The 11358-nt window shown below is 75.2% G+C and carries 8 protein-coding genes; 5 read left to right on the top strand and 3 right to left on the bottom strand.

Features of this window, described 5'->3' with window-relative positions; all coding sequences use genetic code 11:
- Positions 1 to 135: 135 nt before the first annotated feature.
- The 4 genes from ACFWEK_RS12185 to ACFWEK_RS12170 are packed head-to-tail and all read left to right on the top strand — an operon-like array spanning position 136 to position 4328.
- Positions 136 to 1107: a CorA family divalent cation transporter gene (locus tag ACFWEK_RS12185; RefSeq protein ID WP_430554217.1), complete on the top strand. Its 972-nt coding sequence runs from the start codon at positions 136 to 138 to the stop codon at positions 1105 to 1107.
- Positions 1108 to 1167: 60 nt separating this feature from the next.
- Entirely contained in the window at positions 1168 to 1917 is a 750-nt protein-coding gene (locus tag ACFWEK_RS12180; protein ID WP_430554216.1) for a response regulator transcription factor, read from the top strand.
- Between the two features lie 6 nt (positions 1918 to 1923).
- A complete protein-coding gene (locus tag ACFWEK_RS12175; RefSeq protein WP_430554215.1) occupies positions 1924 to 3330 on the top strand; it encodes an ATP-binding protein in 1407 nt (468 codons plus the stop codon).
- The gene (locus ACFWEK_RS12170; protein ID WP_430554214.1) at positions 3327 to 4328 is read left to right on the top strand and encodes a TAXI family TRAP transporter solute-binding subunit; all 1002 of its coding nucleotides are present in this window, start codon (positions 3327 to 3329) and stop codon (positions 4326 to 4328) included. Before ACFWEK_RS12175 ends, ACFWEK_RS12170 begins: the two co-directional genes overlap by 4 nt.
- 18 nt (positions 4329 to 4346) lie before the next feature.
- On the opposite strand, the gene galE is transcribed toward ACFWEK_RS12170, so the two are convergent.
- From galE to ACFWEK_RS12155, 3 genes are all read right to left on the bottom strand, one after another.
- A complete protein-coding gene (gene galE, locus ACFWEK_RS12165) occupies positions 4347 to 5450 on the bottom strand; it encodes a UDP-glucose 4-epimerase GalE (RefSeq protein ID WP_430544656.1) in 1104 nt (367 codons plus the stop codon).
- Positions 5451 to 5568: 118 nt separating this feature from the next.
- Positions 5569 to 7782, bottom strand: coding sequence for a HelD family protein (locus ACFWEK_RS12160; protein ID WP_430554213.1), 2214 nt, complete (start codon positions 7780 to 7782; stop codon positions 5569 to 5571).
- A 92-nt stretch (positions 7783 to 7874) separates the two neighbouring features.
- A complete protein-coding gene (locus tag ACFWEK_RS12155; protein WP_430554212.1) occupies positions 7875 to 8870 on the bottom strand; it encodes an arabinan endo-1,5-alpha-L-arabinosidase in 996 nt (331 codons plus the stop codon).
- 337 nt (positions 8871 to 9207) lie between these two features.
- Between ACFWEK_RS12155 and ACFWEK_RS12150 the strand changes: the two genes are divergently transcribed.
- Positions 9208 to 11322, top strand: coding sequence for a heavy metal translocating P-type ATPase (locus tag ACFWEK_RS12150; protein WP_430554218.1), 2115 nt, complete (start codon positions 9208 to 9210; stop codon positions 11320 to 11322).
- The last annotated feature ends 36 nt before the right edge of the window (positions 11323 to 11358 follow it).

The raw sequence follows: 11358 nt of genomic DNA, 5'->3' as shown, positions 1-11358 counted from the left end.
GTCTGACGCTCGGGGCGGCAGCTTGCGCTCACGGCGGCAGTTCGAACTGCCGCCGTGAGCACGAACTGCCGCCGCGACGCGTCCCCGGGCGGTGCCCGGCGCGCCCTTCGGCACGGTTCGTCCGAGAATGCGGGTGTGACGGACGAGGGGACGACGACGCGCGAGTGGTTCGTCGGGACGCACGGTGCTCCGGCGACGACCGCGGACGGCGACCACCCGGCACGCTGGCTGCACGTCACGGACAAGGAGTCGTTCCTCGCCGCGGCGGCGGAGATCGATCCCGCGCTGCGGGAGCGGCTGGCGCAGGTGCACGTCGTCGCGCGGGACGTGCCGAAGCGGCCGGCGGCCGCGGTGCGCTGGCTCGACGACGACTGGGTGGCGGTGCTGACCCCCACGGTCTGGTTCACGGAGGACGACCGGCAGGTGCACACCGGCGAGCTGGGCGTGCTCGCCGGCCCGGACGCGGTGCTGACGTTCGAGGCGGGCGGCGCGGGCGTGCGCGAGCACGCGATGGACCGCCTGCGCGGGCCGGGCCCCACGCACGGGTCCGGCGCGCAGCGGGTGGCGCTCGCCGTCGTGCTGGGCCTGGTGGGCGTCGCGTCGGAGGTGGAGGTGGCGCTCGGGGACGCCGTCGCCGACACCGAGCGCGTCGTCTTCGACCGCACGACGGACGACCCGGTGCAGCGCCTCTACGACCTCAAGCGGGAGATCACGGAGGCGCGGCGGGCGCTGCTGCCGGTGTCCGCGGAGCTGCCCGAGCTCACCACCGACGAGCGCCGCGTCGTCGCCGACCGGCGCACCCTCGAGCGGGTGGCGTCGACCGTCGAGCGTATCGACCGGCACCTCGACGCCCACGACGACCTCCTCTCCGACATGCTCCAGGTGCACCTCTCGCAGGTGTCGGTGCGGCAGAACGAGGACATGCGCAAGATCTCGGCGTGGGCCGCGATCCTCGTGTACCCCACGGTGATCGCGGGGATCTACGGCATGAACTTCAGCCACATGCCCGAGCTGCACTGGTTGCTCGGCTACCCGTTCGCGATGCTCCTCATGGCGGTCGGCTGCGTGGTGCTCTACCGCGTCTTCCGCCGTGTGGGCTGGCTCTGACCCCGGAGCGACGCTCCGCTACCCTGGCGCCCTCGAAGCGCCCGACGGAGGGACGGTCCCGTGCAGCTGCTCGTGGTCGAGGACGACGACCATGTCGCCGGCGCGCTCGTGTCCGTGCTCGGACGGCACGGCTACGAGGTGGTCCGCGCGCGCGACGGCGCGTCCGCGCTGCGCGAGCTGAGTCCTCGCACCGACATGGTGCTGCTCGACCTGTCCCTGCCCGACATCGACGGCTTCGAGGTCTGCCGCCGCATCCGCCGCGTCTCGGACACCCCGATCATCATGGTCACCGCGCGCACCCGGCTCGACGCGCGCATCCGCGGGCTCGAGCTCGGCGCGGACGACTACGTCACCAAGCCCTACGACGTGCGCGAGGTGCTCGCCCGCATCGACGCCGTCATGCGCCGGGGCCGCGGCCGGGAGTGGGACGGCGCCCGCGCGGACGCCGCCGACGCGCGCGTGCGCGTCCGCGGCCTGGTGGTGGACCTCGCGCGGCGCGAGGTGCGGCGCACGGCCGGCGCCGTGGGCGACCGGGTGGGTGACGCGGTGGGCACCGTCGTCGAGCTGACCCGCAAGGAGTACGACCTGCTCGCGCTGCTGGTGCGCCAGCGGGGCTCGGTGCTCACGCGCGAGCGGATCCTGCGCGACGTGTGGGGCTCCAGCTGGAAGGGCCTGGGCCGCACGCTCGAGGTGCACGTCGCGTCGCTGCGCCGCAAGCTCGGCGAGCCCGACGTCGTGGAGACGGTGCGCGGCGTGGGCTACCGGGTGGCGGCGCCCGACGGCGGCAGGCCCACGGGCGCGGGGGCGTAGACGTCGATGCGGACCCGCCTGGCGATCATCCTGTTCGTGCCCTGCGTGCTGGTGCTGGCGCTGCTCGGCACCGCGTACGCGGGCAACGTCGCGCGGGCGAACCAGCAGGAGGTCTACCTGGACCGGCTCGCGGACGCGGGCTACCTGGTCATCACCGCCCGGCAGTCGCTGACCGCGGACGACCCGGCGATCGTCGAGGGCGACCTCGACCGCTACCGCGAGGTCTACGGGGTCGAGGCCGCCGTCGTCGACCAGTCGGGCGTCACGTGGGCCACGAACGGGCTCGACCCGCAGGAGGTGGACGAGCGGCAGGCGGCCCTCGCGGGCCGCCGCGGCGAGGCAGACCTCAGCTCGCTGCCGTGGAAGGCCGACCGGGTGGTGGTGGCCGAGCCCGTGTACGACGGCGGCGACCTGGTGGGCGCCGTCGTCACCGTGTCCGACGCGGACGAGGTCTCCCGCAGCATCTGGTCGAGCTGGGGCATCCTCGTCGCGGCGGGGCTGGTCATGTGCGTGCTGGCCGTCGTCATCGCGCACCGCACCGCGGGCTGGGTGCTGCGGCCGGTGCGCGCCGTCGACACCGCGATGGGCGAGATCGGCCGCGGGCGGCTCGACGCACGCATCCCGCCGTCGACCGGACCGCCCGAGCTGCGCGCGGTCATCACCCGGTTCAACGCGATGGCCGCTCAGGTGGAGCACTCCATGCACCGCCAGCAGGAGTTCGTCTCGAACGCGTCCCACGAGCTGCGGAACCCTCTCAACGCGCTGATGCTGCGCGTCGAGGACCTGGCGCTGTCCACGCCGTCCGAGCACACCACCGAGGTGGCGCACGTGCGCGCCGAGGCGGTCCGCATGGCGCACATCCTCGACGCCTTGCTGCTCCTGGCCGACGACGCGAACCTGGCCGGGGGCGCCCACCGGCTGGACGTCGCCGAGCTCGTCGCGCGGCGCGTGGACAGCTGGCGCCTGCTCGCCGTCGGGCGCGAGCTGACGTTCGCCGACCGTGGCGACGGCGCGTGGGCCGAGCTGAACCCGATCGTGCTCGAGTGCGCGTTCGACGCCGTCCTGGACAACGCGGTGAAGTTCTCGCCCGACGGCGGCCGCGTCGACGTCTCGGTGACGGCGCCCGCCCGCCCGGGCGGCGCCGTCGAGGTGGTGGTGCGCGACCACGGCGCGGGCGTCCCGCCCGAGGAGCTGGACCGCCTCGCGGAGCGGTTCTGGCGCTCGCCGGGCCACAGCACCGTGCGCGGCTCCGGGCTGGGCCTCGCCATCGCGTCGGAGCTGCTCGCCACTGGCGGCGGCGGGCTGCACCTGGGCCTGCCGGACGGCGGCGGCCTCCAGGTGCGGCTGCGCGTGCCCGCGCTGGCTGCGGTCGACGGCGCGCCCGTCGACCCCGCGGCGGAGGTGACGTCATGAGGGCGCGGCCGACCGCGGGGCGATCGCGGGCGGCTCGCCTCGCGACGCTGCTGGTCACGGCGCTGGTGGCGCTGCCGGTGCTCGCCGCGTGCGTGGGCGACGAGGGCACCGGCGACCCGTGGGACGGGCAGCGCCCCGACGCGCTCACCGTGGCGACCGGCGGCTCCACGGGCATCTACCACGCCTACGGGTCGGCGCTCGCGCAGGTGGTCGAGGACCGCTACGACGTGCCGGTCCTGGTCGACGAGTCCGGGGGGTCGGTGGAGAACCTCGACAGCCTCGACGCCGGCACGGCGCAGGTGGCGTTCAGCGCCGCCGACGCCGCGCGGGACGCCGTCGCGGGCGAGGGCGAGTTCGACGAGCCGCTCGAGGTGCGCGCCCTGGCCCGCGTCTACGACGACTTCCTCCACCTCGTCGTGCCGGCGGGCTCCCGGGTCCGCACCATCGACGACCTGCGGGGCAGGCGCGTCTCGCTCGGCGCGCCGCAGTCCGGCACGGCCCTCATCGCCCACCGGCTGCTCATGGCGGCCGACGTGCCCGCTGCGGACCTCACCGACGTGAGCCTCGGGCTCGACGGCTCGATCGAGGCGCTGCGCGCGGGCGAGATCGACGCGTTCTTCTGGTCCGGCGGGCTGCGCACCCCGGGCCTGACGGCGCTCGCCGACGACGTCCCGGTGCGGCTCGTGCCCCTGGGCGACCTGGTCGAGGAGGTGCGGTCCCGGTACGGCAGCGGCTACCGGCACGGCATCGTGCCCGAGGGCATGTACGGGTCGTCGCGGGTGGTCGAGACGCTGGCGGTGCCGAACTTCCTCATGGTCCGTGCCGACATGCCCGACGCCGAGGCCCGCACCCTGGTGTCCACCCTGTTCGACGCGCGGGGTCAGATCGCGGAGCAGGTGCCGTCGGCGGCGAACCTCGACCGGGTGCGGGCGATCTTCACCGACCCGGTCGAGCTGCACCCCGGCGCGCTGCGGTACTACCGCGACACGAAGGACTGACGGTCCCGCGGCGCCCGGCTACCAGGCCGCGGCGGCAGGCACGGCGGAGACGAGCCGCAGGCGGTGGCCCACGCCGCCGCGCCACGGGGCGGACGGCGCGAGGGACGTCGGGTACCCGGTGGGGTTGCGCTGGTGCCAGCGCCACAGGTCGAGGCAGATGTCCTCGATGCCGCGGGTGGCGCTCCAGCCGAGCTCGGCCTCCGCGCGGGCGGGGTCGGCGTACGACACGGAGACGTCGCCCTCCCGGCGGGCGGCGACGCGGTACGGCACGGTGCGGCCGGTCGCGGTCTCGAACGCGCGGACCAGCTCGAGCACGCTGGTGGGGCGGCCGCTGCCGAGGTTCCACGTGGACAGCTGCTCCTCGGCGTCACCGAGGGCCGCCAGGGCCGCGACGTGCCCGGCCGCCAGGTCGTCCACGTGCACGTAGTCGCGCATGGCCGTGCCGTCGGGGGTCGGGTGGTCGACGCCGTGCACCTCGAGCCCGTCGCGCAGCCCGGCGGCGGCCTCCGCGACGGCGGTGAGCAGGCTCGCGGACGCCCCCGTCCGGTCGGGCCCGAGGGATCCCGAGGAGTGCGCGCCCGCCGCCGAGAAGTGCCGCACGACGCCCACCCGCAGGGCGGGGCCGGCGTCGGCGACGACGTCGCGCAGGATCTGCTCGTTCATCGCGTGGCTGCGGCCCACCGGTCCGGTGGGGGCGAGCGGCGCGTCCTCGGCGTGCGGCAGGTCGCGACCCTCGCCGTACACGGCCGCCGACGACGACACGACGAGGCGGTCGACGCCGTACCAGGCCATGCAGCGCAGCAGCGTGAAGGTGGTGCCGAGATTGGTCTCGTAGCTGTCCAGCGGGCGGACGCCGCGGGCGCTGGGGCTCTTGATGCCCGCGAGGTGCAGCACGGCGTCGAAGCGCTCGGCGTCGAAGAGCCGCTCGAGGGCGTCGATGTCCGCCCCGTCGAAGACGTGCACCGGCACGGGCCGGCCCGCCAGGACCTCCACCCGCTCCAGCGCCGCCGGGGCGCCGCGGGAGAAGTCGTCCACCACGACGACGTCGTGCCCGGCCCCGAGCAGCCGGAGCACCGTGTGAGACCCGACGTACCCGGCGCCTCCGGTCACCAGGACGCGCATGGGGTTCCTCGCTTCACAGCTCACGGCGGTTGATGTCGCGTCGTCATCTTGGTGGCCTGCATCGCCCGCCCGCAGGCGATTTGAGGAAGGTCAGAGGGTGCGAACCGTCACTCGACCGTCAGGCGACCGGCACCTGCGCGAGCTCCTGCGTGCACCGGGTGAGCGCCACGTAGAGCCCGTTCCAGCCCCGCGGCTCGGCCGCGATGCCGGCCGGGTCGACCACGACGGCGGCGTCCCACTCGAGGCCCTTGGCGTCCGTCGCGGACAGCGCGGGCACGCCCTCCGGCAGTACCGCGCGGAGCGTGGCCAGCCGGGAGGCGGGGGCGACGACGCCGACCGTGCCACCCTCGTAGCGCCCCGTCATCCCGGTGACGGCGTCGGCGACGACGCCCGGCCACGTGCGCTCGTCGGCGTCGGCCCACCAGGGCGCGACCGGCGCGGACCGGACGGCGCGGGGCGGGGCGTTGCGGCTGCCGGCCCGCCGCAGCACCGGGACGGTGAGCTCCATGACCTCGCGCGGCGTGCGGTAGCAGATGGTGAGGTCGGCCCGACGCCACCGGTCGCCGAGGGCGTCGCCGACGGCCTCGCCCCAGTCGGTCTGGCGGTGCGCGGACGACGCCTGGTCGATGTCGCCGACGGCGGTGACGGACCGGGTGGGGCAGCGGCGCACCACCATGTGCCACTGCATGCCGGACAGCTCCTGCGCCTCGTCCACCACCACGTGCCCGTACGTCCAGTCCCGGCGGGCGGCGGCCCGCGCGGCGACGAAGACGTCGTGGTCGCCGTCGGAACCGTCGTCGGGCCCGGCGCCGTCGCGCGGGTCGCCGAGCAGGTCGGCGAGGGCGTCGAGGAGCGGGACGTCGCTGCTCGCCCAGCCGTCCGCGCCACCCGCAGGTTCGGCGACGACGCGCGCGACCTCCGCGGCCGTGAGGTCGGGGGCGTGCGCGGACAGCAGGTCCCGGTCGTGCAGCAGGCGGGCGAGCTCGGCGGCCGGGTCGCGCCGCGGCCACCACGCCTCGAGCATCGCGGCGACGCCCTGGTCGGCGGCGACCCGCTCGTGCAGCGCCTCGAGGTCGGCCTCGGACAGCACGCCGTCGACGTCGGAGCCCGTCGCGCCGGTGGGCAGGGCCCGGTCGTCGGCGGCGGCGAGCCGGGCGTCGAGCTGGCCCAGCACGTCCTCGAAGCCCTCCTCGGCGCGGGCGAGCAGCTCGGCCTGGCGGTCGGCGACGGCGTCGACCAGGACGTCGTGCACGCGCTCGGTCACCCGGTCGCGCGCCTGGTGGTACGAGCCGGCGCCCACCGCGCCGCGGCGCGCGGCGGCCACCTGGGCCGCGGGCAGCACGTACTCCTCGCCGTCGAGCGCGAGGGCGAGCGGGCCGTCGTCCGGCTCGAGCGACGCGACGAACCGGCGCAGGGTCGGCAGCCACGACGACCGGCCCTTGAGCTCCGCGACGTCGCGCCCCTCGGTGCGCGCGGGCCGCACGCCCGGCACGAGCGTGTCGCAGGTGGCGGAGACGACCGCCGTCTCCCCGAGCGCCGGCAGCACCTGGGCGATGTAGTCGAGGAAGCGCGTCGACGGGCCCAGCACGAGCACGCCGCGCTCCGCCAGGTGCGGCTGCGCGAACAGGAGGTAGGCGACGCGGTGCAGCGCCACGACCGTCTTGCCGGTTCCCGGGCCGCCCTGCACCACCAGCGGGGTGCGGGCGTCCGCGCGCACGACGTCGTCCTGCTCCCGCTGCAGGGTGGCGACGGCCGTGCCCATCCGGCCGGTGCGCCGCTCGTCCAGCGCGGCGAGCAGCGCCCCCTCGCCGACGAGGCCCGAGTCGTCGAGCCCGCCGTCGAGCGGCTCGTCGTCGACGCCGACGACCTCCGGCCCGCGGGTGCTCACGTGCCGCCGCCGGCGCACTCCCTGCGGGTCCACCGGCGTCGCCGTGTAGAACGGGCGGGCGACGGCGGCGCGCCAGTCCACGACCAGCGGCTCGTCGTCCTCGGTGGCGCCGGGCAGCCCGACGCGGCCGAGCCGGCGCACCGATCCGTCGTCGCCGTCGAGCCGGCCGAAGACCAGGCCGTGGTCCGCCGCCCGCAGCTCCGCGCGCCGGCTCCGCAGCCGCGCGATCCGCGCGCGGGCCGCCGCGTCCTCGGGACGCGCGGTGGTGAGCGTGCGCTCCAGGTCGTCGAGCACCGCGGCGCGTCGTGACCACGCGGCGTCGAGGGCGGCCTGCTCCTCGTCGATCGCGCTCGCGAGGACCGCGCTGGTGACCACGTCGTCGGCGGTGCCGGAGGTCGTGTCGGAGGAGGTGGCGGCGGTGTGCGGGGTGGCGGGCTGGGGCACGGGACCTCTTTCGTACGGTGTACGGGCCCTGCCCCAACGCGCCACCTCCCGCGATTGTTCCCGGCCCCCGCTCGCCGCTACGGTCCGCGCGCTCAGTAGACGTACGGCCAGCCGGCGTCGTCGTAGCCGAGCAGGTTGATGCCGAGGAACGACGCGCCCGAGTCGGCGTAGTAGTGGTACATCAGCACGTCGGCGTCGACGTCGGAGAAGACGGTCTGGTGTCCTGGCCCGTGGATCGAGCCGTGCCCGGCGAGCACCTGCGTGCCGCCGCCCTCCGTCATGGGGACGCCGGCACGGTCGACGTACGGACCGGTGACCGACGTCGAGCGCCCGACCATGACGCGGTAGGTGGAGTCGGCGCCCTGGCAGCACGCGTCGAACGACACGTAGAGGTAGTAGTGGGCCCCGCGCCGGTGGATGGTGGGTGCCTCGATCGCGCCGCCCCCACGCCCGGCGATCGAGTGGAACGCGGTGCCCGAGCGCAGGCCCGACGTCGGGTCGAGGCGGATCATCTTGATGCCCGACCAGAACGATCCGAAGCTCAGCCACCACCGGCCGTCGGCGTCGACGACGAGCGCGGGGTCGATGGCGTTGAAGTCGTCGGAGGTGCTCGACTCCACGACCGTGCCGCGGTGCGTCCAGGTACCCGGGTCGCCGGTGGGGCTGGTGGCCAGGAAGATCGCCGACCGGTTCACGCCGAACGACGACGCCGAGTACCAGAGGTAGTACTGGCCGTTCGCGTACGCGATCTCCGGCGCCCACAGGTGGGTGCTGCCGCCGGTGTACGCGTCGGCCCAGGGTGTGCCGCCCGGGAACGCGGCGCCGACCTCGGTCCAGCGCGTGCGGTCGGTGGACGTCTTGAGGCGGACGCCCTCGCCGGTGCCGGCGACGAGGTAGGTGCCGTCGGGCTTCCGCACGACGTCGGGATCGTGCACCCCGGTGTCGCCGGTGACGACGCCGGGGCCGGGGTAGTCGGCGGCGCCGGCGGGGGCGGTCGTGACGACGGCGGGGCCGACCACCAGCGCGGCCGCGGTCACGGCGGTGGTCGCGCCGGCGACGAGTCTGGTCCAGGCGGTGCGGGCGTTCATGGTGCTCCTCTTCGTCGAGGTCTCTCAGTGAGCGTTCGCGTGCCCGGGAATGTTTCCATCGTTGTAGAAGAGGCGCAAGGGTGTTGCCGCAGGTCCGCGGCGCGGCGACGGCTCGGCAGGGATCGCGGAATACCGGAGAGGGGTATATGGTTGGCGGCAGCGGAGATACCCCATGGGGGTATGAACCGAGATCGCGAACCCGTCCGTCCGAGGCAAGGATCGAGCTGTGGACCACTCTCACGACCAGCACACGGGGCACCGGCGCCCCGACGCCGCGCGCGTCCTGGAGAACGACCACGACGCGCACGAGGGTCACGACGCGCACGCCGGTCACGACATGACCGCGCACGGCGCGCACGCCGGTCACGACCCGCACGCCGGCCACGACATGTCGGGCCATGACATGTCGGGACACGACATGAGCGGTCACGGCGGCCACGCGGGCCACGGTGATCACGTGGGCCAGTTCCGCCGCCTGTTCTGGATCATGCTGGCGCTGGCGGTGCCGACCGTCGCGCTGTCGCCGATGTTCGCGATGGTGCTCGGGTACGAGCTCCCCGACGCGGCGTGGGTCGACTGGGTTTCGCCGGTGCTCGGCACGGTGATCTACGCGTGGGGCGGCCGGCCGTTCCTCACGGGCGCGGTGTCGGAGCTCCAGGCCCGCAAGCCCGGGATGATGCTGCTCATCGGCCTGGCGATCACGGTCGCGTTCGTCGCGTCGCTCGGCGCCAGCCTCGGCGTGCTCGACCACCAGCTCGATTTCTGGTGGGAGCTCGCGCTCCTGGTCGTCATCATGCTGCTGGGCCACTGGATCGAGATGCGGTCCCTGGCGCAGACCACGTCCGCGCTCGACTCGCTGGCGGCGCTGCTGCCGGACGAGGCGGAGCGCCTCGAGCAGGGCGCGGCGGGCGAGCGGGTCGTCACGGTGTCGCCGGCGGACCTGCGCGTGGGCGACGTCGTCCTCGTCCGGCCCGGCGGCAGCGTGCCCGCCGACGGCCGGGTGGTCGACGGCCGCGCGGAGATGGACGAGTCGATGGTCACCGGCGAGTCGCGCACGGTGGGCCGCACGGTGGGCGACGCCGTCACCGCCGGCACGGTCGCGACCGACTCCGGCCTGCGCGTCGAGGTCACCGCGACCGGCGACGACACCGCGCTCGCCGGCATCCAGCGCCTGGTCGCCGAGGCGCAGGCCTCGTCGTCTCGGGCCCAACGGCTCGCCGACCGCGCGGCGGGGTGGCTCTTCTGGTTCGCGCTCGGCGCCGCCGTCGTCACCGCGATCGCCTGGACGGCGTTCGGGCTGCCCGACGACGCCGTGATCCGCACCATCACGGTGCTGGTCATCGCCTGCCCCCACGCGCTGGGCCTGGCCATCCCGCTGGTCGTCTCGATCGCCACCGAGCGAGCCGCCCGCGGCGGCGTCCTCATCAAGGACCGCCTGGCGCTCGAGAGCATGCGCTCCGTGGACGCCGTCCTCTTCGACAAGACCGGCACCCTCACCAAGGGCGAGCCGACGGTCGCGGAGGTCGCGACGGTGGCGGGGACGAGCGCAGGCCTGGACGAGGACGCCGTGCTGGCGCTGGCGGCCGCCGCCGAGGCGGACAGCGAGCACCCGCTGGCCCGGGCGATCGTCCGGGCGGCCGAGGCCCACGGCCTCGACGTCCCGCGCGCGACGGACTTCTCGTCGTCGCCCGCCGTCGGCGTCGTCGCGACGGTCGACGGGCACGAGGTGCGCGTGGGCGGCCCCCGGCTGCTCGAGGAGCAGCGGGTCGACGAGGTGGCGCAGGCCGAGGCGTGGCGGGGGGGCGGCGCGATCATCCTGCACGTGCTGCGCGACGGCGTCGTCGTCGGCGGGCTGAAGCTCGCGGACGAGGTGCGGCCGGAGTCCGCCGAGGCGGTCGAGGCGCTGCACCGGCTGGGCGTGCAGGTCGTGATGATCACGGGCGACGCCGAGGCGGTGGCGCGGTCCGTGGCCGACGAGCTCGGCGTCGACCGGTTCTTCGCGGGCGTGCGCCCGGAGGACAAGTCGGCGCGCGTGGCGGGGCTGCAGGCCGAGGGCCACAGGGTCGCGATGGTCGGCGACGGCGTCAACGACGCCCCCGCGCTCGCGCAGGCGGACGTCGGCATCGCGATCGGCGCCGGCACGGACGTCGCGATCGCGTCGGCGGGCGTCATCCTCGCCAGCGACGACCCCCGGTCGGTGCTGTCCGTGATCGAGCTCTCGCGGACCGGCTACCGCAAGATGAAGCAGAACCTCTGGTGGGCGGCGGGCTACAACCTGCTGTCCGTGCCGCTGGCGGCGGGCGTGCTCGCCCCGGTCGGGTTCGTGCTCCCGATGTCCGTCGGCGCGCTGCTGATGTCGCTGTCCACCGTGGTGGTGGCGCTCAACGCGCAGCTGCTGCGGCGGCTGGACCTGCAGCCCGACGTCGTGACCCGCGACGTCCTCGGACGCTGACGGCGGGGCCCGACACCGGTCCTCCGGTGCGAGATC

Origin of the sequence: Isoptericola sp. NPDC060257, from assembly GCF_042726645.1 — a bacterium.
GTDB lineage: Bacteria > Actinomycetota > Actinomycetes > Actinomycetales > Cellulomonadaceae > Isoptericola > Isoptericola nanjingensis.
The sequence above is the reverse complement of the archived record's forward strand: the minus strand, read 5'-3'. Positions and strand labels throughout refer to the sequence as shown.

Excerpts from the sequence above, each read along its gene's own strand:
- ACFWEK_RS12175 (WP_430554215.1), top strand. The coding sequence starts at position 1,924 with ATGCGGACCCGCCTGGCGATCATCCTGTTCGTGCCCTGCGTGCTGGTG.
- ACFWEK_RS12170 (WP_430554214.1), top strand. The coding sequence starts at position 3,327 with ATGAGGGCGCGGCCGACCGCGGGGCGATCGCGGGCGGCTCGCCTCGCG.
- galE (WP_430544656.1), bottom strand. The coding sequence starts at position 5,450 with ATGCGCGTCCTGGTGACCGGAGGCGCCGGGTACGTCGGGTCTCACACG.
- ACFWEK_RS12155 (WP_430554212.1), bottom strand. The coding sequence starts at position 8,870 with ATGAACGCCCGCACCGCCTGGACCAGACTCGTCGCCGGCGCGACCACC.
- ACFWEK_RS12150 (WP_430554218.1), top strand. The coding sequence starts at position 9,208 with ATGACCGCGCACGGCGCGCACGCCGGTCACGACCCGCACGCCGGCCAC.